This is a genomic window from Streptomyces sp. WAC 04229 (genome assembly GCF_003947455.1).
Classification (GTDB): Bacteria; Actinomycetota; Actinomycetes; order Streptomycetales; family Streptomycetaceae; genus Streptomyces.
Genome location: NZ_QHJH01000059.1, coordinates 20779 through 38628, shown reverse-complemented (window position 1 = coordinate 38628; position 17850 = coordinate 20779). Strand labels below are relative to the sequence as shown.

The 17850-nt window shown below is 73.3% G+C and carries 18 protein-coding genes and 1 tRNA gene; 8 read left to right on the top strand and 11 right to left on the bottom strand.

Annotated features, from left to right (window positions below; translation table 11 throughout):
- Positions 1 to 45: 45 nt before the first annotated feature.
- Both DMH12_RS18050 and DMH12_RS18045 read right to left on the bottom strand, forming a co-directional pair.
- Positions 46 to 597, bottom strand: coding sequence for an NUDIX hydrolase (locus tag DMH12_RS18050; RefSeq protein ID WP_185832387.1), 552 nt, complete (start codon positions 595 to 597; stop codon positions 46 to 48).
- A gap of 24 nt (positions 598 to 621) precedes the next feature.
- The gene (locus DMH12_RS18045) at positions 622 to 1515 is read right to left on the bottom strand and encodes a DMT family transporter (RefSeq protein WP_125492605.1); all 894 of its coding nucleotides are present in this window, start codon (positions 1513 to 1515) and stop codon (positions 622 to 624) included.
- Between the two features lie 254 nt (positions 1516 to 1769).
- Here DMH12_RS18045 and DMH12_RS18040 point away from each other — a divergent pair, with 254 nt between their 5' ends.
- Complete coding sequence (locus DMH12_RS18040) at positions 1770 to 2720, top strand: hypothetical protein (RefSeq protein WP_185832386.1); 951 nt, start codon at positions 1770 to 1772, stop codon at positions 2718 to 2720.
- Between the two features lie 33 nt (positions 2721 to 2753).
- Positions 2754 to 4292 (top strand): APC family permease, encoded by a 1539-nt coding sequence (locus tag DMH12_RS18035; RefSeq protein WP_125492604.1) that lies wholly within the window; start codon positions 2754 to 2756, stop codon positions 4290 to 4292.
- 39 nt (positions 4293 to 4331) lie between these two features.
- Here DMH12_RS18035 and DMH12_RS18030 read toward each other — a convergent pair whose 3' ends face one another.
- Genes DMH12_RS18030 through DMH12_RS18015 form a run of 4 tightly spaced genes read right to left on the bottom strand, consistent with a single transcriptional unit; the run spans position 4332 to position 8162 of the window.
- The gene (locus DMH12_RS18030) at positions 4332 to 5372 is read right to left on the bottom strand and encodes an L-idonate 5-dehydrogenase (protein WP_185832385.1); all 1041 of its coding nucleotides are present in this window, start codon (positions 5370 to 5372) and stop codon (positions 4332 to 4334) included.
- A gap of 17 nt (positions 5373 to 5389) precedes the next feature.
- A complete protein-coding gene (locus tag DMH12_RS18025; protein WP_125492602.1) occupies positions 5390 to 6151 on the bottom strand; it encodes an SDR family oxidoreductase in 762 nt (253 codons plus the stop codon).
- Positions 6152 to 6190: 39 nt separating this feature from the next.
- On the bottom strand, positions 6191 to 7588 hold the full coding sequence (locus DMH12_RS18020) for a GntP family permease (protein WP_125492601.1): 1398 nt from the start codon (positions 7586 to 7588) through the stop codon (positions 6191 to 6193).
- A gap of 46 nt (positions 7589 to 7634) precedes the next feature.
- Positions 7635 to 8162 (bottom strand): gluconokinase, encoded by a 528-nt coding sequence (locus tag DMH12_RS18015; protein ID WP_125492600.1) that lies wholly within the window; start codon positions 8160 to 8162, stop codon positions 7635 to 7637.
- Positions 8163 to 8299: 137 nt separating this feature from the next.
- Here DMH12_RS18015 and DMH12_RS18010 point away from each other — a divergent pair, with 137 nt between their 5' ends.
- On the top strand, positions 8300 to 9001 hold the full coding sequence (locus DMH12_RS18010) for a FadR/GntR family transcriptional regulator (RefSeq protein ID WP_122617343.1): 702 nt from the start codon (positions 8300 to 8302) through the stop codon (positions 8999 to 9001).
- A 14-nt stretch (positions 9002 to 9015) separates the two neighbouring features.
- On the opposite strand, the gene DMH12_RS18005 is transcribed toward DMH12_RS18010, so the two are convergent.
- Positions 9016 to 9387 (bottom strand): YchJ family protein, encoded by a 372-nt coding sequence (locus tag DMH12_RS18005; RefSeq protein WP_125492599.1) that lies wholly within the window; start codon positions 9385 to 9387, stop codon positions 9016 to 9018.
- 53 nt (positions 9388 to 9440) lie between these two features.
- Positions 9441 to 9528: transfer RNA gene (locus tag DMH12_RS18000), tRNA-Leu, on the bottom strand.
- A 164-nt stretch (positions 9529 to 9692) separates the two neighbouring features.
- Here DMH12_RS18000 and DMH12_RS17995 point away from each other — a divergent pair.
- The 3 genes from DMH12_RS17995 (at position 9693) to DMH12_RS40260 (ending at position 12412) form a co-directional block, all read left to right on the top strand.
- Positions 9693 to 11018, top strand: coding sequence for a M20/M25/M40 family metallo-hydrolase (locus DMH12_RS17995; protein WP_125492608.1), 1326 nt, complete (start codon positions 9693 to 9695; stop codon positions 11016 to 11018).
- A 171-nt stretch (positions 11019 to 11189) separates the two neighbouring features.
- A complete protein-coding gene (chpH, locus tag DMH12_RS17990; RefSeq protein WP_122617341.1) occupies positions 11190 to 11423 on the top strand; it encodes a chaplin ChpH in 234 nt (77 codons plus the stop codon).
- Positions 11424 to 11593: 170 nt separating this feature from the next.
- Complete coding sequence (locus DMH12_RS40260) at positions 11594 to 12412, top strand: chaplin (protein ID WP_125492598.1); 819 nt, start codon at positions 11594 to 11596, stop codon at positions 12410 to 12412.
- 55 nt (positions 12413 to 12467) lie between these two features.
- Here the strand turns inward: DMH12_RS40260 and DMH12_RS17980 are convergent, their stop codons facing one another.
- A complete protein-coding gene (locus tag DMH12_RS17980) occupies positions 12468 to 12656 on the bottom strand; it encodes a DUF5703 family protein (protein ID WP_122617339.1) in 189 nt (62 codons plus the stop codon).
- A gap of 47 nt (positions 12657 to 12703) precedes the next feature.
- Between DMH12_RS17980 and DMH12_RS17975 the strand changes: the two genes are divergently transcribed.
- The gene (locus DMH12_RS17975; RefSeq protein WP_125492597.1) at positions 12704 to 13471 is read left to right on the top strand and encodes a hypothetical protein; all 768 of its coding nucleotides are present in this window, start codon (positions 12704 to 12706) and stop codon (positions 13469 to 13471) included.
- A gap of 42 nt (positions 13472 to 13513) precedes the next feature.
- On the opposite strand, the gene DMH12_RS17970 is transcribed toward DMH12_RS17975, so the two are convergent.
- On the bottom strand, positions 13514 to 15688 hold the full coding sequence (locus DMH12_RS17970) for a helix-hairpin-helix domain-containing protein (protein WP_125492596.1): 2175 nt from the start codon (positions 15686 to 15688) through the stop codon (positions 13514 to 13516).
- On the bottom strand, positions 15685 to 16671 hold the full coding sequence (locus tag DMH12_RS17965) for an aldo/keto reductase (protein WP_125492595.1): 987 nt from the start codon (positions 16669 to 16671) through the stop codon (positions 15685 to 15687). The genes DMH12_RS17970 and DMH12_RS17965 overlap by 4 nt, the downstream gene beginning before the upstream one ends.
- 113 nt (positions 16672 to 16784) lie before the next feature.
- Here DMH12_RS17965 and DMH12_RS17960 point away from each other — a divergent pair, with 113 nt between their 5' ends.
- Positions 16785 to 17840, top strand: a complete 1056-nt coding sequence (locus tag DMH12_RS17960) for an LLM class F420-dependent oxidoreductase (RefSeq protein ID WP_125492594.1) — start codon at positions 16785 to 16787, stop codon at positions 17838 to 17840.
- Positions 17841 to 17850: the final 10 nt, after the last annotated feature.

The following is a 17850-nucleotide window of genomic DNA, read 5'->3' as shown; positions in this document are numbered from 1 at the left end:
CCCCCCCCCGGGGGGCCCCCCGGGGCCGCCGGCCCCGCCCCCGCCTCACCCCCCCCCGCCCGCCCCCGCCCCCCGCCCCCTGCCGCGTCCCCCCCGCCAGGCCCGCAGCCGCGTGTACGCCGACAGACCGTCCGGCACCCACTCCCACTCCCCGAGCCGCCGTTCCAGCTCCGCTTCCGGCAGGAACCCGTGCCAGGCCACCTCCTCCACCTGGGGAGAGACCGGGCCCTCGCAGCGCACCTCGTACACCGCCGACCACCAGGCCCGCCCGGCGCCGTCGTCGTACAGGAACTTGAAGAGGAACCGAGGGCGCGGCAGCCCGGTGACCCCCAGTTCCTCCTCCGCCTCCCGCAGCGCCGCGTCGTCGTAGGACTCGCCCGCGCCCACCACCCCGCCGACGAACATGTCGTACTGGGAGGGGAACACCAGCTTCGTCGCCGTGCGGCGGTGCACGAAGACCCGGCCCTCCGCGTCCCGGGCCCACACGAACACGCAGCGATGGCGCAGTCCACGTGCGTACGCGTCGCCCCGCCGGGCCTGTCCGACGACGTGGTCGTGCTCGTCGACGATGTCGAGGATCTCGTCAGCAGCGCTCATGCCGACCATCCAAGCAGCGGCGGGTCAGCGCCGCTGCAGGGCCCGTTCGCGCCCGCTCTCGCCCGTGCCCTGCGGCATCGCCGGATGCATGCCCAGCAGCACGATGCCGGCCACCACGGCCGTGAGCCCGCCCGCCTCCCAGGCCAGCGCCGCGGTGTCGGTGCGCAGGCGGTCGCCGAGGAAACCGACCCCGCAGGCGATGCCCGCGAGCGGCTGGGCGGCCGTCAGCGCGGGCAGTGACCTGCGCAGCGGCGCCGTCTCGAAGGCGCTCTGGACCAGGACCAGGCCGGTGACGCCGAGGATTACGACCACGTACGGCTGCCAGCCCGTCAGCAGTTCCGCGAGGCCGCCCGCGGAGAAGCGGCGTCCGCTGACCCGCGTCAGCGCGTCCTGCACCCCGTAGAGCAGCCCGGCGGCCAGGGCCAGCAGGGTCGGGCCCCAGGTCAGCCGGAAGCGTCCGGCGCACGCCGTGAGCACGAGGGCCGCGCCCAGCATCACGCCGATGATCAGCCAGTGCCGCAACGGGTCGCTCACCGCGCTGCCGCCGCGCACCTCGCCCGCCAGGATGAACGCCGTCACCCCGCCCGCGAGCAGCGCCAGGCCGGCCCAGCCCTGCGGGCCCAGCGGCTGCCGGGTCTGGAGGCGGGACAGCGCGAGGGCGAAGAGGAGGTTGGTCGCCAGGAGGGGCTCGACGAGGGTGAGTTCGCCGCCGCCCAGCGCGATCGCGCCCAGCACCATGCCGGCCGCCATCAGCCCCATGCCCGCCAGCCAGCGAGGTACCCGGACCAGGTCGAGCAGCAGGCGGGGCGAGAGGAAGTCGCCCAGTGGAGCGCGCTGCGCGGCGTTCTGCTGGAGGACGAAACCGAAGCCCAGGCAGCACGCGGCGCTCACGGCGAGAACCAGAACCAGAACCGACACGCTGCGTACCTCGATCGTCAGTCGGGTCACGGGTGCGTCGACGCCGACTCTAGTGTCGGCGGCGGCCGGTCGCCGGGCGAGCGCGGCATTCGGGGTGCGGTCCGGTCAAGTTGCCCTGCCCGCACCTGAGTTGACGCGTGTAACGAACGGAATCCTCTTGACGTCAAGCCTTGGCGGCCGGTTTGCTGTGCGTGATCGGTTCATGGCAGTCCGGCTACGACGACCCCCCGCGTCGCGTGAGGAAGTTTCCCGCGGTGTCCCCACCCCCGCCTCCCCTCGGCCGCGGCCGCAGACGCGCGGCCCAGACGTTCGACGAGGCCCTCGACGACGCCGAACTCGTAGCCGCCCGCGCCGCGTTGGCCCAGGGGCGCTGGCAGTCCGTCCGGTCCCTGCTGGTCCACACGGGTGACGACTGGGACCGCCGGGGACATCGGGTGGCCGTCCTGGCCAAGGAGCCCTACTGCGCCCCCTGGGCCCGCGAGTGGCTGCTCGCCGAACCCGACTCCGCCGACGCGTCGGTGCTGCTCGCCCTCGCCCTGGTCCATCGCGCCCTGCGGGGCGAGGAGAAGGCTTCCCGGGCCCGGGAAGCCTGCCGGGACGCCGCCGCGCTGGTGCCGGGCGACCCCACGCCCTGGCTCGGGCTCCTCATGCTGGAGCGCTCGCTGGGCGCCGAGGAGGACGTCGTCCGGGTCTTCGACGAGGTCCGCGTGCGGTACGCCGACCACCACCACGCCCACCACCTGATGGTCGCCCGGCTCGCCGAGCGCGGCGGCGACGGCGGCCTCGACCCGCTGCACGAGGTGTACGACTTCGCCAACTGGGCCGCCGAGCAGGCCCCCGCCGACTCCCCGCTGGCCATCCTCCCGGTCGTCGCGCACGCCGAGCGCTACCGCGTGCTCGCCGCCGCCGGGCACGAGCCCCGCGAACCGCACGCGGCCGGCCACTGGGCGGGGCGCCGCGCCCGCCTGGTGATGAAGGCGGCCTTCGACTGGTGGCTCGAGTGGGAGCAGGACGGCCATCCGCGCCGGCTGATCGACCTCAACTTCCTCGCCCACGCGAAGTACTGCGAGGGCCGGGGCGCCGAGGCCGCCGCCCTCTTCCACCGCATCGGCGAGCACGTCACGCCCGCCCCCTGGTCGTATCCCGACCGCGACCCGTTACCCGCCTTCCGCGCGGCCCGCGCGAGCGCGCTCGGTACGGCCTGACCACCCCCGCAGACGAGAGAAGGACGTCCCCCGATGACCACGGGCAGTTCGAGCACGACCCAGACCGCGAACGGTGGCGCCATCAGCACCTTCAAGGGCGAGGAGCGCGCGCTGCGCGCCGACCGGCTGGGCACGGGCGGGCTGCTGCTGTCCGTGCTCGCCGCCACGGCCCCGCTCATGGTGGTCGCGGGCGTCATGCCCACCACCTTCGCCGTGATGGGCATCGTGGGACAGCCGCTGCTCTTCGTGCTGCTCGGCGTGGTGCTGATCCTCTTCAGCGTCGGGTACGCCGAGATGAGCCGGCACGTCCACAACGCGGGCGCCTTCTACGCGTACATCTCCCGCGGCCTCGGCGGCACCGCCGGCGCGGGTGCCGCCCTGGTCGCGCTGGTCGCCTACAACGCGCTCCAGGTCGGCATCTACGGCATCTTCGGCTTCGAGGTCTCCGGGCTCCTGGCCACCTACGCCGACCTGGACGTCGCCTGGTGGATCCCGGCGCTGCTGGCCGTGCTCGCGGTCGGCACGCTGGGCTGGCTGAAGATCGACGTCAACGCGCGCGTCCTGGGCGTCCTGCTGCTCATCGAAGTGGTCCTGGTGGTCGTCTTCGACATCGCCGCCGTCGCCGACCCGGGACCGCAGGGGCTCTCGCTGCACGCCTTCAACCCGGACACCCTGACCGGCGCCGGGGTCGGCACCGCCCTGTGCTTCTGCATCGCCGCCTTCCTCGGCTTCGAGCAGGCGCCGGTGTACGCCGAGGAGACCAGCCGGCCGCACGTGCTGGTCCCGCGTGTCATGTTCCTGGCGGTCGGCGGGGTCGCCGTCTTCTTCGCGCTCAGCAGCTGGGCGCTGACCGTCGCCACCGGGCCGGACAGGATCGTCGGTACCGCCCAGGAGCAGAGCGCCGGACTGCTCTTCTTCCTGACCGAGTCGCGGCTCGGCTCCACCTTCACCGACGTGCTGCACGTGCTCTTCGTGACCGGCATGTTCGCCGCCCTGCTCAGCTTCCACAACGTCGTCGCCCGGTACGCCTTCGCCATGGGCCGCGAGGGACTGCTGCCCGCCGCCTTCGGGCGGACCAGCGGCTCCAGCGGCGCCCCGGGCACCGGCTCGCTGCTCCAGACCGCCGTGTCCCTGGTCGTCGTGGCCGGGTTCGCCCTCGCCGACGACAAGCCGAACGGCGACCCCACCCAGCCCGTGCTGCACCTGTTCACCTGGGGCGGCAACATCGGCGCCCTCGGCGTGATCCTGCTGATGGCCACCGCCTCGTTCTCCGTGGTCGCCTTCTTCGTACGCCGCGGAGCCGCCGGCGCCCAGGGCGTGCGGCTGGCCACCTCCGCCGTCGCGGGCGTCGCCCTGCTGGTGATCGCCGGGTACACGGTCAAGGACTTCGACGTCCTGGTCGGCGCCGGTCCCGACTCCGCCCTGAGCTGGGTGCTGCCCGGCATCATCGGCCTCGCGGCCGTCGCCGGAGTGGTGCAGGGACTGCTGCTGCGCTCGCGGGCGCCCGAGCGGCACGCCCGCATCGGGCAGGGAAACGAGGCGTTCCAGCTGGACAAGGCGGCGTCCTCCTGACCCGGGCGAGGGCGTAGGAGACGGGCGGATCCCGGGGCCTCAGAGCGCCGGGTCCGCCCCGAAGTCGAGGAGCACCTTGCAGGACCGGCTCCGGTCCGCGGCCAGTTCGAACGCCGACTCCGCGTCGCGCACCGGGACCACCGCGCCGACCAGCGCGTCGAACGCGGGCTCGGCGGCGAGCAGGTCCAGCGCCGCGTCGAACTCACCGTCGAAGCGGAAGGCCCCGCGCAGCTCGATCTCCCGGCTCACCACCAGGTTGCCCGCGAAGAGGCTCCGGCCCGGCGGCAGCATGCCGAGCTGGACCACCACCCCGCCGCGCCGGACCAGCCGCAGACAGGCGTCCAGGCCCGCGGCCGCTCCGGACGCCTCGATCGCCGCGTCCACCTCGGCCGGCCACCCGGCGTGGTCCGGGTCGTCGGCCCGTACCAGCACGTCGGCGCCCGCGGCCCGCGCGTACTCCAGGGCCGCCGGCAGCAGGTCCGACACCGTCACGCGGGCCGCGCCCGCCGCCCTGGCCGCCGCGACCACCAGGCAGCCGATGGGCCCGGCGCCGGTCACCAGGACGTGCCGGCCGGTCAGGTCCCCGGCCCGGCCCACGGCGTGCAGGGCGACGGCGAGGGGTTCGGCGAGGGCGGCGCGCCGGGGGTCGAGGCCGGACGGGAGGGCCCGGAGCTGGGCGGCCGGGACGGCGATCCGGGACGCGAAGCCGCCCTGCACGTGCGGAAAGCGGGCCGCGCTGCCCAGATAGCGGGTGTCCCGGCAGACGTTGCGCCGCCCGTCCACGCACTCCGGGCACACCCCGCACGGGGTCGCCGGGTGCACGGCGACAGGCGTACCGACCCCGGGGCCCGGCGTGCCGGGGGAGCCGTACGCCACCACCGTGCCGACCACCTCGTGCCCGAGGAGCATCGGCTCGCGCAGCCGGAAGTCGCCGACCCCGCCGTGCCGCCAGTAGTGCAGATCGGAGCCGCACACGCCGCCGTATGCCACGGCGACCAGTGCCTCGCCCGGACCGGGACGGGGGACCGGCAGCTCCTCGACCCGGAGGTCACCGGCGCCGTGGACCACACAACCCCGCATGACGGCCTCCCCGGCGTTCACAGCACGCTCGTCATGCCGCCGTCGACGTACAGCACCTGTCCGCCGACGAAGTCCGCGGCGGGCGAGACGAGGAACAGCAGCCCGCCCACCAAATCCTCCGTGGTGCCCCAGCGCCCGGCGGGCGTGCGCCCGCGCACCCAGGCGCTGAACTCCTCGTCCTCGACCAGGGGCCGGGTCAGCTCGGTCTCGATGTAGCCGGGACCGAGCCCGTTGACCTGGACCCCGCGCGGGCCCCAGTCGGCGCACATGCCCTTGGTGAGCATCTTCAGCGCGCCCTTGGTTGCCGCGTAGGGCGCGATGCCCGGGCGGACCACCTCGCTCTGCAGCGAGCAGATGTTGACGATCTTGCCGTGGCCGCGTTCCGTCATCCGGCGCGCGGCCTCCCGGCCCACCAGGAAGGCGCTGGTGAGGTTGGTGTCCAGGATGCGGTGCCAGTCGGCGTCCGCGAACTCCAGCAGCGGCGCCCGCAGTTGCATGCCCGCGTTGTTGACCAGGATGTCGAGCTGGCCCACCCGCTCCTCGACCTGTGCGATCCCGGCGGCCACGGACGGGCCGTCGGTCACGTCGAAGGCGGCCGTGTGCACGTCGCCCGGGAGGCCGGCGGCCGCCTCGGTGAGGCGTTCGCCGTCGCGCCCGTTGAGGACCACGCGGCAGCCCGCCTCGGCCAGGCCCCGGGCCAGGGCCAGCCCGATGCCCCGGCTGGAGCCGGTCACCAGGGCCGTGCGCCCGCCGATGTCGAAGAGGGGGTGAGCCGTCATCTCGTACTCCTGCTTCCGACCTGCCGGTGTCGTGTGCGCCTAGATGGCCAGGGACAACAGCAGGACCAGGGCTCCGGCGACCACCGAGATGATCGTCTCCATGGCGGACCAGGTCTTGATGGTCTGGCCGACGCTCAGCCCGAAGTACTCCTTCACCAGCCAGAAGCCGGCGTCGTTGACGTGGCTGAAGAAGAGCGAGCCGGCGCCGATGGCGAGGACCAGCAGGGCGGCGTGCGTGGTCGACATGTCGGCCGCGAGCGGCGCGACCAGACCGGCCGCCGAGACCGTCGCCACCGTCGCCGAACCGGTCGCCAGCCGGATCGCCACCGCGATCAGCCAGGCCAGCAGCAGCGCCGGGATCGACCAGTCCTTGGAGATCTCCAGGATCATCTGGCCCACGTCGGAGTCGATCAGCGTCTGCTTGAAGCCGCCGCCCGCGCCGACGATGAGCAGGATGCCGGCGATGGGCGCCAGGCCCTTCTCGACCAGGCCCGACAGCCGGTCCTTGCCGAAGCCGGCGGGCCGCAGCAGCGTGAAGATACCGACGATCACGGAGACCAGCAGGGCGATCAGCGGGTTGCCGATGACGTCGAAGGTGCGCTGCACCAGGTTCTCCGGGTCGTCGACGATGATGTCGACGAGCGCCTTGAGCAGCATCAGCACGACCGGCAGCAGGATCGTGGCCAGCGTCGCGCCGAAGCCCGGGCGCTTCTCCAGGTCCTCGGATGCGCGCGTCGGGATCATCCGGTCGGGAGCGGGCACGTCCACCCAGCGGGCGGCGTACTTCGAGAACACCGGACCGGCGATGATCACCGTCGGGACGGCGATCAGCACGCCCAGCGCGAGGGTCACACCGAGGTTGGCGCCGAGCGCGTCGATCGCGACCAGCGGGCCGGGGTGCGGCGGGACCAGGCCGTGCATCACGGAGAGACCGGCGAGGGCCGGGATGCCGATCCGCATCAGCGAGTAGTTGCCGCGCTTGGCCACCATCAGCACGACCGGGATCAGCAGCACGATGCCGACCTCGAAGAAGAGCGGCAGTCCGATGACCGAGGCGATCAGCACCATCGTCCACGGCATCGAACGAGGCGTCGCCCTGGCGAGGATGGTGTCGACGATCTGGTCGGCGCCACCGGAGTCGGCGAGCATCTTGCCGAGGATCGCGCCGAGGGCGATCAGCACGCCCACGCCCGCGACGGTGGAGCCGAGCCCGGCGGTGAAGCTGGTGATGACCTTGTCCAGCGGCGCACCGGCGAACGCGCCGAGCGCGAGTGACCCGATGGTCAGCGACAGGAAGGCATGCAGCTTGAACTTGGTGATGAGCAGCACGATGACGGCGATGCCGAGGAGCACGGCGATGCCCAGCTGGGCGTGGCCGGCCGAGGTGATCGGCTCGACGGTGTCCGCTGCCAGCATCTCGACGCTGAGTCTGGTCACGGTGGGTTCCTTGCGGTGATGGGGGTTCGGGGGACGGTGCGGGGGGTTACTGGACCGGCTCGGGCAGGTCGCCCAGGGCGCTCGCCGCGCGTTCGGCGATCTCCTCGGGCGTACCGGCGACGTCCACCGCGACCCCGGCCTCGTCCGACTGGAGCGGCTGGAGGGTGGCGAACTGGGAGTCGAGCAGGGCCGTCGGCATGAAGTGGCCCTGCCGGTGCGCCATCCGGTCCTCGATCAGCTCACGGCTGCCCGTGAGATGCACGAAGACGACACCGGGAGCGGCGTCCCGCAGCCGGTCGCGGTACGACCGCTTGAGCGCCGAACTGCTCACCACCCCGCCGAGTCCCGCACGCCCGTGGGCCCAGTCGCCGATGGCGTCCAGCCACGGCCAGCGGTCCTCGTCCGTCAGGGGGGTGCCGGCCGTCATCTTGGCGATGTTGGCCGGCGGGTGGAAGTCGTCGCCCTCGGCGTAGGGGACGCCGAGCCGGGCCGCGAGCAGGGGGCCGATGGTGGTCTTCCCGGTGCCCGCTACGCCCATGACCACGACGACATGGGGGGTGTGCAGTCGCTGCATCGCACTCTCGCTGTCTGCTGTCTTCGTCGACACGTGATGTCGACGTAACTGAAACCCATTAGGTACGACTAATTCAAGAGGCTGTGACATATAAGTCTGACTTTTTGTTCCCGTGACGCGCCCCGTACGCTGAGTGCATGAGCACACCGGGCCGGGGGCTGCACGGCCGCGTACTGGACACCCTCGGTCCCGCGATCACAGCGGGCGAATACCCCGCGGGCAGCGTTTTGCGCACGGACGAACTCGCGCAGCGCTTCGAGGTGTCGCGCTCCGTGATGCGCGAGGCCGTCCGGGTCCTGGAGTCCATGCACCTGGTCGAGTCGCGCCGCCGCGTGGGCGTCACCGTCCTGCCCGAGTGCGAGTGGAACGTCTACGACCCGCAGGTCATCCGCTGGCGCCTGGCCGGTGCCGAACGCCCCCGGCAGCTGCGCTCACTGACCGTGCTGAGGTCGGCGGTCGAGCCGGTCGCGGCGGGCCTGACGGCACGGCTCGCCACGCCGGAGCAGTGCGCCGAGCTGACCGAGTGCGCGCTCGGCATGGTCGCCAACTCGCGCGGGCACCGGCTGGAGGAGTACCTCTTCCACGACGTGGCTTTCCACCGCGTCATCCTCACCGCCTCGGGCAACGAGATGTTCGCCCGCCTCGGCGGCGTCGTCGCCGAGGTCCTGGCCGGCCGCACCCATCACGACGTGATGTTCGAGGACCCCGACCCGGCCGCCGTCACCCTGCACGTCCAGGTCGCCGAGGCGGTACGGGCCCGGGACGCCGAGCGCGCCGAGCGGCTGACCCGGGAGATCACCGTCGGCGCGCTGCAGGAACTGGACATCCTGGCACCCTGAGTGCCGGACGGGCGTCAGTCGAGGAACTCCCCGTCCACGTACACCCATGCCCCGTCCACCCGCTCGAAGCGGCTCCGCTCGTGCAGCGAGCCGCCGCGGTGCGAGGCGCGGAAGGTGACCGTCCCGGTGGTGTGGAAGGCCGACCCGCCCGTCGCGTCCAGGATCTCCAGGCCGGTCCACCGCGTCCCCGGGCCCAGGTCCAGGCGCGCGGGCCGGGTCCTCGGGTGCCAGGTCCGCAGCAGGTACCCGGCGTCGCCCTTCACGAAGGCGCTGTAGCGCGAGCGCATCAGGGCCTCGGCGGTCGGGGCGGCGGCCCCGGCATGGAAACGCCCGCAGCACTTCTCGTACGCCTCGGACCGCCCGCAGGGGCAGGAAGGGGTGGTCATGGCGACCACTGTAGAGGAAAAGCAGAAAACCCCTGCTCAGCAGGGGTTTCAGCTGGTGTCCGAGGGGGGACTTGAACCCCCACGCCCGATAAAGGGCACTAGCACCTCAAGCTAGCGCGTCTGCCATTCCGCCACCCGGACAAGGTGTCTGCCGCGCGGGGCGTTGCCCGCGGCGACGACGTAAACATTACCAGGCTTTCCGGGGTGGCCGATCACCCCCCTTCTTGGGCACGGGCGTCCGGAGAGAGAGGATGAGAGCGACCCACCAGCAGGGACCCACCAGCAGCGACAGCGGGAGGAACCACGTGAGCGACTCGGGCACGGCCAGGAGCGTCACCGGCGAGGACGAGGTCGTCGACCTCTGCCGCGAGCTGATCCGGATCGACACCAGCAACTACGGCGACCACTCGGGGCCGGGCGAGCGCAAGGCCGCCGAGTACGTCGCGGAGAAGCTCGCGGAGGTGGGGCTCGAACCGCGGATCTTCGAATCCCACCCCGGACGAGCCTCCACGGTGGCCCGGATCGAGGGCGAGGACCCGTCCCGGCCCGCTCTGCTCATCCACGGGCACACCGACGTCGTTCCGGCCAACGCGGACGACTGGACCCACCACCCCTTCTCCGGCGAGGTCGCCGACGGCTGCGTGTGGGGCCGCGGTGCCGTCGACATGAAGGACATGGACGCGATGACCCTCGCGGTCGTCCGCGACCGGCTGCGCAGCGGACGCAAGCCGCCGCGCGACATCGTGCTGGCCTTCCTCGCCGACGAGGAGGCCGGCGGCACCTACGGCGCCCGGCACCTGGTCGACAACCACCCCGACCTCTTCGAGGGCGTCACCGAGGCGATCAGCGAGGTGGGCGGCTTCTCCTTCACAGTGAGCGAGCAGCGCCGCCTCTACCTGATCCAGACGGCCGAGAAGGGCATGCACTGGATGAAGCTGACCGTGGCCGGTACCGCCGGGCACGGGTCGATGATCCACCGCGACAACGCGATCACCGAGCTGTCGGAGGCCGTTGCGCGCCTCGGCCGGCACCAGTTCCCGATCCGCGTGACCAAGACGACCCGGGCGTTCCTCGACGAACTGGGCGACGCGATGGGCATCGAACTCGACGCGGACGACATGGAGGCCACGCTCGCCAGGCTCGGCGGCATCGCCAAGCTCATCGGCGCGACCCTGCGCAACACCGCCAACCCCACGCAGCTGGGGGCCGGCTACAAGGTCAACGTCATTCCGGGCGCGGCCACCGCGCACGTCGACGGGCGGTTCCTGCCCGGGCACGAGGAGGAGTTCCTCGCCGACCTCGACCGGATCCTCGGACCGAAGGTGCTGCGCGAGGACGTGCACGCCGACAAGGCCGTCGAGACGACCTTCGACGGAGCGCTCGTCGAGGCGATGCAGTCCGCGCTGGTGGCCGAGGACCCGGCCGCGAAGGCGATCCCCTACATGCTCTCCGGCGGCACGGACGCGAAGTCCTTCGACGACCTGGGCATCCGGGGGTTCGGTTTCGCGCCGCTCAAGCTGCCGCCGGAGCTGGACTTCGCGGGCATGTTCCACGGGGTGGACGAGCGGGTGCCGGTGGAGGGACTCCAGTTCGGCGTACGGGTGCTCGACCGCTTCATCGACGCCTCCTGAACCGCGCCCTCTCGGGTCAACGGGCTCCGCACGCGCCGGTATTCGTCCGCGCGTGCGGACGTCGACCGGGACGAGTGAATGCGCTCATAAGCTCGTAGCCTCATTACTTCCTCCTCGTTACAGGTGATGCGATCAGCAAGCTGGGATCGCGTTTTCCAACTAGGAGGAACAATGCTCAAGAAGGTCGTCGCCGCCGCGGCAGCCACCGGTGGTCTGGTTCTCGCGGGCGCGGGCATGGCCGTCGCCGACTCCGGTGCGCAGGGTGCCGCCGTGCACTCGCCCGGTGTCCTTTCCGGCAACGTCGTCCAGGTTCCCGTGCACGTCCCGGTGAACGTCTGCGGCAACACGGTTTCCGTGATCGGTCTGCTGAACCCCGCCTTCGGCAACGCCTGCGTCAACAAGTGACGTTGTGCCTCGCCCCATGAGGGTCTGAGTCCGCCGGCCCCGGAGCGCGCGCCATGCGCTCCGGGGCCGACGGACTTCTGATCGGCCTTCGAGGCGGGGGAGCGATGGCAACGCCGGATTTCCCGGCGTTCTCCGTACCACGGGACTAGGGCAAGGCAGGGATCCAGGAAATGCGACAGGTCACCCGCAAGGGCCTGATGACGATGGCGGCGGCCACCGGTGTGATCGCCGCCGCGGGCGGCGCCGCCCACGCCGACTCGGGGGCGCACGGCTCGAGTTCGGGTTCGCCCGGCGTACTGTCCGGCAACACCGTGCAGGTACCGGTGCACATTCCGGTCAACGTGTGCGGCAACACGGTCGACGTCGTCGGCGTCCTCAATCCGGCGATGGGCAACTCGTGCGCCAACCGGGGCGGCGGCGCCTCCGGGGGCTCGGGCGGATACGGCGACTCCCGCGACCGGGACGGCTCGCGCGGGGGCTCGCACGCCGGCGGTCACGCCAAGAAATCGCCGGGCGTCGCGTCCGGCAACCACGTCGAGGTGCCGGTGCACGTTCCGGTGAACGTGTGCGGCAACAGCGTCGACGTCGTCGGTGTCCTCAACCCGGCCACCGGCAACGACTGCGGCAACGGGGGCGGCGGCCACAAGACGCCCCCGGGCGACCCCGGTGACCCGGGCAACCCTGGTGACCCGGGTAACCCGGGCGATCCCGGCGATCCCGGTGACCCGGGCAACCCCGGTGACCCGGGCAACCCCGAGAACCCGGACACCCCGCCGGGCTCGGACGGCCCCGACGGTCCGGACGGCGGGACCCCGGGCGGCTCCCCGGACGAGGACGGTTCCGGTACCCGGAACGCCGCCCAGCCGCACGGCGACGCCCGCCTCGCCGAGACCGGCAGCGGCCTGCCGCTGGGCCTCACCCTGCCGGTGGGCGCGGGAGCGCTGCTCGCGGGCACGGTGCTCTACCGCAAGGCGCGCGCCTCGGCCTGACCCGGGCGGTGCGGTACGCGGAGCGGGCCCCGCGTCGGCGGGGCCCGTCTGCGGCTCACCAGGTGGCGCGTACCTGGCGGATGATCCGCCGCCGCAGCCGCACCTTGCGGCTGCCGTCGCGCAACAGGGTCAGTCGGTACAACTCCCAGTGTCCGTACTCGGCATGTTCCGTCAGCAGGCGTGTCGTCTCCTTGCGGGTGACCCCGCGCGGCACGTACACATCGACAAATTCGTATTCCGGCATCGAATCTATTGTGCGGGCTGGGGCCCGGTACGGATAGCGTCTGCACTATGTCTGATGCTGCGCAGCCCACCGCTGCCGAGGTACGCGCCGCCGCCGAGGCCGTCAAGACCGCGCTCGACCGCCACCTGGCCGCGGTCGAACGCCGGTCGGGGGAGGACGACCCGGCCGTCTACGACGCGTTCAACCAGCTGGCCGCGGCCGCGGAGGCGTACGACGAACTGCTCTACGACCGGTACGACGAGGTCACTCCCTTCGAGATCCCCGGCACCGGGGACTCGATGCCGCCGTACACGGGCCCCGAGGAGCCCAGCGCGCTCAGCGTGCTGATCCGCCGCGACTACTCGGTGGCCGAGCCGCAGCGTCTGATGGCCCAGGCCCGGCGGGTCGAGGCGGCGGACGAAGAGGGCGTGGGCGCGGAGGCCTCCGGCACGGTGCACGGAGCGCTGGGCCTGCTCTTCGGCGAGTTCGAGCCGGACGAGATCGCCTCCCGGCACAAGGAGTTCGGACTGGAGGAGGGCGACTCCACGCTCTGGGTGACGGCCGCGGACGAGACCGCCGACCCCGGCGAGTGGCTGGAGGCCCCGTTCGACCAGGCCGACCCGCAACTGGTCGTCTGCCGCTTCGACGTCAGCGCGGTCTTCGACGACGAATTCGACGACGGTCTCGACGATGACGATGACGATGACGAGGCGGACGCGGACGAGAGCGGCGACGTCGGGGCGGGGGAGCTGGACGAGGACCTCGACACGGACCTGGACGACGACCTCGGCCCGGACGAGGACACCGAACCGGCGCGTCCGACCGCGGGGCGCTGAGCGGCCGGTCCCCGGGAGCGCTCCAGGGGCCGGTGCCCGGGGTCAGCCGGCCGTCGGGACCTGCGGCGCGAGCAGCGCCGGCAGCCGGGTGGTGCGGGGCTTGGCCGGGACCTCGGCCACGGCGCGGGGCAGCGCCTGCTCCACGCCGTGCACCACGGAGAGGTGCCGGGCGGCCCGGCCGAAGGCCGTGTAGACCCAGGGGCGGCTGAGGGCCTGCGCGGCGTCGCCGGGCAGCACTACGACCACCGCGGGCCACCGGCCGCCCACCGCCTGGTGCGCGGTGAGGGCCCACCCGTGCCGCACGGATCCCTCGACCCGGTCCTTCGGGACGACCACGTCCCCGCCTCCGCACGACAGGTGCAGTCCGTCGGCGTCGGCCTTCACCACGCGGCCGGGCAGCGTACGGCCCGGCGCGGGGGAGTAGGCGACACGGTCGCCGGGGTCGAAGCCGCCGAAGCGGCCGGGGCCGGGATTCAGCCGTTCCTTCAGCGCCGCGTTGAGCGCCCGGGTACCCGCCGCGCCGCCGTGGCCCGGCGTGATCACCTGGGTCTCCTCGGCGGGCACGCCGATCGCGCGCGGCACCGAGTCCGCGACGAGCTGGACGGTGCGGTGCACGGCCTCGCCCGCCTCCCGCACCGGCACGATCACGACCTCCTTGCCGGGCGCCTCCACCTGGCCCAGCTCGCCGATGCCGATGCCGGAGACGAGTTCGCCCAGCGGGCCCGGGTCCGGGAGCCGTGAGGCGATCTGCGGGCAGATCCCCGCCGCCAGCAGGTCCGCGAAGACCCGGCCGGGCCCCACCGAGCCGAGCACCGACGGGTCCCCGGCGAGCACCAGCCGAGCCCCGTCCGGCAGTGACTCCGCCAGCAGCGCGCCCGCCTCGACGTCCAGCTGCGGTGCGTCGAGGACCACCAGCAGATCCAGGTCCACCGCACCGTCGGCGTCCCGCCCCGGCCCCTCGGCACCGGCCAGCAACCCGGCCAGGGTGACGACCGCCGGCCCCTCCGCGGCCGCGGAGTCCAGCAGCGCGGCGAAGCGGTCGCGGCCGAGCGAGCCCGGCGCGGCGGCCCAGGCACGCAGCCCCAGGGCCTGCGCGGCGTGCAGCAGGGCCGCCGGTTCGGCCAGGGAGGCCTCCCCGCCGGTGTGCAGGACCAGCCCGTGGCCCGCGACGGCGCGGATCAGCTCGGCGGCGGACCCCTGCGCCGAGTCGGCGGCCCGCTCCCAGTCCGCGGCCGAACCGTCCTGCTTCGGCGCCGCGTTGACGAGCCGGGCGAGACCGTCGGCCAGGCTCTCCTCGGCGAGCGCGTACCGCTCCAGACCGATCAGGACACGGACCGGGCGTTCGTCCGCCCCCTCGCCCCCCTCGCCCGAGCCCTCCGCGCCGCCCGCCGCGCGTTCCGGGCGGGCGCCGGGCTCGTCCAGGGCGTCCTGGAAGGCCAGCGCCTCGCCCTCGGCCAGCGTGCTCTGCACGGCCGCGTCGGGATCCGGCACGCCCCGCTGGGCCAGCGTGGCGGTGAGGCGCGCCGGCTCCAGGGCGGTGTGCCCGGCCAGCGCCGCCTGCTCCAGCAGCCAGACGGTGACGGCACGGCCGCGCCGCTCGTCCTCCGGGCCGCACTCCGCGCCGAGCAGCGCGCGGGCGAACCCGTCGGCCTGCTCGGGCCGCACCCCGCCGACCCGGAGCAGCTGCCAGGGGTCCGCGCGCAGGCCCTCCGCCGCCCCCTCGCCGAGGACGGCGGCGGTCTGCGGGGCGAGCGCCTCCGGGGCGCCGCCCTCGGCCAGCACGCGCCGGACCGCCTCGACGGTCTCCGGCGGGGGGCCCGCGAGCGCGGCGGACGGTTCGGCGGACACGGGCCGGGACGGCCGCACCGGCTCCGGGGCGGGGCGGCGGGCCGGACCGGGGTCGCCGAAGACGGTGGCCGCGGGCTTCTCGCCGCCCTCCACGGCCCGCACGGCGGCCAGCAGATCGGCCGCCGTGCCGCTGAGCTTCCCCCCGGCCTCGATCGGCCCCCGCTTCTCCGCCCTCCGCCGCTCGATCCGCTCCCGCTCGACCCGCTGAGCGGCCAGCTCGGCCTCGGTCTCGGACACCTGCGCCGCCGGGGTGGCCGCGTCGCCCCCCTCCCCGCCGGTCCCGGCGGCGTCCGCGGAGCCCGGCGTTCCCGGCCCGGGGTCCACTGATTCTGCGGTGTCCTCGGGGGCGGGCTCGGGCTCCGTGCTCACAGCGTGCTCCAGTCGTGATCGGGATAGCGGTGCACCGGCGCCGACACGTCGTCGAGCGCCCGGCAGATCTCGTCAGGAAGACTAAGGGCCTCCACTGACAACGCCGCCGTGAGCTGCTGCGCGTTGCGCGGTCCGATGATCGGCGCGACCACGCCCGGCCGGTCGCGGATCCAGGCCAGCGCCACCTGGAGCGGGGTCACCGCCAGCCCGTCGGCCGCCGTCGCCACCGCGTCCACGATGTGCCCGGCCGTGTCGTCGAGGTAGGGCGCGACGAACGGCGCCAGCTGCTCCGAGGCGCCCCGCGAGTCCGGGGGCGTGGCGTCCTTGCGGTACTTGCCGGTCAGGACCCCCCGGCCCAGCGGCGACGAGGGCAGCAGGCCGACGCCCATGTCCAGGGCGGCCGGCAGCACCTCACGCTCGACGCCCCGCTGCAGCAGGGAGTACTCCATCTGCGTGCTCGCCACCCGGCTCCGTACGCCGGGCGCCGCCAGCTGCCAGGTCGCGGCCTTGGCGAGCTGCCAGCCGCAGAAGTTGGAGACCCCCGCGTACCGGGCGCGGCCGCTGCTCACCGCCACGTCCAGTGCGTGCAGGGTCTCCTCCAGCGGGGTGTGCGGGTCGAAGGCGTGCAGGTGCCACACGTCGACGTGGTCGGTGCCGAGGCGGGCGAGCGAGGCGTCCAGCGCGGAGAGCAGGTGGCCGCGCGAACCGTCGAAGCGGCGGTCGGGATCGGGCACGCTGCCCGCCTTCGTCGAGATCACCAGGTCCCGGCGCGGCACCAGGCCCTCCATGAGACGGCCGAGCAGGTACTCCGACTCCCCGTCGCCGTACACGTCCGCCGTGTCGACGAGAGTGCCGCCCGCTTCCCAGAACGTCTTCAAGAGGTCCGCGGCGTCGTGCTCGTCCGTGCCCCGGCCCCAGGTCAGGGTGCCGAGACCGATGCGGGACACGCGCAGGCCGGTGCGGCCGAGATGCCTCTGCTCCATGAACGGCGACATTACTGGCCACGGCTTGCGCTGTGGGGGCCTGTGGACAACCGATTTCCGCGCGCTAAGGTCGGGACACCAGCGACGTTACTGATGGGTAAGGGGAATCGGCCATGCAGCTCGGGATCAACCTCGGCTACTGGGGTGCCGGAATGGACGCGGACAACCTGGCCGTGGCCAAGGAGGCCGACCGGCTCGGATACGCCGTGTGCTGGGCCGCCGAGGCCTACGGCTCCGACGCGGCCACCGTGCTCACCTGGGTCGCCGCCCAGACCGAGCGCATCGACGTGGGCTCGGCCATCTTCCAGATCCCGGCCCGCCAGCCCGCGATGACGGCGATGACCGCCGCCACCCTGGACTCCCTCTCCCAGGGCCGCTTCCGCCTCGGCCTCGGCGTCTCCGGACCGCAGGTCTCCGAGGGCTGGTACGGCGTCAAGTTCGACAAGCCGCTGGCCCGCACCCGCGAGTACGTGGAGATCGTGCGCAGGGCGATGACGCGCGAGCGGCTGTCGTACGAGGGGCAGCACTGGACGCTGCCGCTGCCCGGCGGCCCCGGCAAGCCGATCAAGCTGACCGTGCACCCGCAGCGCGAGCACATCCCGCTCTACATCGCCGCCATCGGCCCCAAGAACCTGGAGCAGACCGGCGAGATCGCCGACGGCGCCCTGCTCATCTTCCCCTCCGCCGACCACCTGGAGGAGACCGCCGTCAAGCACCTGCGCGCCGGGCGCGAGAAGGCAGGCCTGACCCTCGACGGCTTCGACGTCTGCCCGACCCTGCCGCTCGCCCTCGGCGAGGACAAGGACGTCACCACGCTCGCCGACACCTTCCGTCCCTACACCGCGCTCTACGTCGGCGGCATGGGCAGCCGCAAGCAGAACTTCTACAACCAGCTCGCCCAGCGCATGGGCTACGAGCGGGAGGCCGCCGAGATCCAGGACAAGTACCTGTCCGGCGACAAGCAGGGCGCCGCCGCGGCCGTGCCGCACGAGCTGATCGACCAGACGACCCTGCTCGGCTCCGTCGACCGGATCGCGGACCGGATGAAGGCCTACGCCGCGGCCGGTGTCACCACCCTGACGCTCGCCCCCGCGGGCTTCACCCTGGACGAGCGCCTCGCCGCGCTCCGCGCCGGCACCGAGGCCCTGGAGCGCGCCGGACTGGAGTGACCCTCGGGCA

What these genes read in the sequence shown, in the direction of transcription:
- DMH12_RS18050 (WP_185832387.1), bottom strand. Translation starts at nt 597, where the DNA reads ATGAGCGCTGCTGACGAGATCCTCGACATCGTCGACGAGCACGACCAC.
- DMH12_RS18035 (WP_125492604.1), top strand. Translation starts at nt 2,754, where the DNA reads ATGACCACGGGCAGTTCGAGCACGACCCAGACCGCGAACGGTGGCGCC.
- DMH12_RS18030 (WP_185832385.1), bottom strand. Translation starts at nt 5,372, where the DNA reads ATGCGGGGTTGTGTGGTCCACGGCGCCGGTGACCTCCGGGTCGAGGAG.
- DMH12_RS18025 (WP_125492602.1), bottom strand. Translation starts at nt 6,151, where the DNA reads ATGACGGCTCACCCCCTCTTCGACATCGGCGGGCGCACGGCCCTGGTG.
- DMH12_RS18015 (WP_125492600.1), bottom strand. Translation starts at nt 8,162, where the DNA reads ATGCAGCGACTGCACACCCCCCATGTCGTCGTGGTCATGGGCGTAGCG.
- DMH12_RS18010 (WP_122617343.1), top strand. Translation starts at nt 8,300, where the DNA reads ATGAGCACACCGGGCCGGGGGCTGCACGGCCGCGTACTGGACACCCTC.
- DMH12_RS18005 (WP_125492599.1), bottom strand. Translation starts at nt 9,387, where the DNA reads ATGACCACCCCTTCCTGCCCCTGCGGGCGGTCCGAGGCGTACGAGAAG.
- chpH (WP_122617341.1), top strand. Translation starts at nt 11,190, where the DNA reads ATGCTCAAGAAGGTCGTCGCCGCCGCGGCAGCCACCGGTGGTCTGGTT.
- DMH12_RS40260 (WP_125492598.1), top strand. Translation starts at nt 11,594, where the DNA reads ATGCGACAGGTCACCCGCAAGGGCCTGATGACGATGGCGGCGGCCACC.
- DMH12_RS17980 (WP_122617339.1), bottom strand. Translation starts at nt 12,656, where the DNA reads ATGCCGGAATACGAATTTGTCGATGTGTACGTGCCGCGCGGGGTCACC.
- DMH12_RS17975 (WP_125492597.1), top strand. Translation starts at nt 12,704, where the DNA reads ATGTCTGATGCTGCGCAGCCCACCGCTGCCGAGGTACGCGCCGCCGCC.
- DMH12_RS17965 (WP_125492595.1), bottom strand. Translation starts at nt 16,671, where the DNA reads ATGGAGCAGAGGCATCTCGGCCGCACCGGCCTGCGCGTGTCCCGCATC.
- DMH12_RS17960 (WP_125492594.1), top strand. Translation starts at nt 16,785, where the DNA reads ATGCAGCTCGGGATCAACCTCGGCTACTGGGGTGCCGGAATGGACGCG.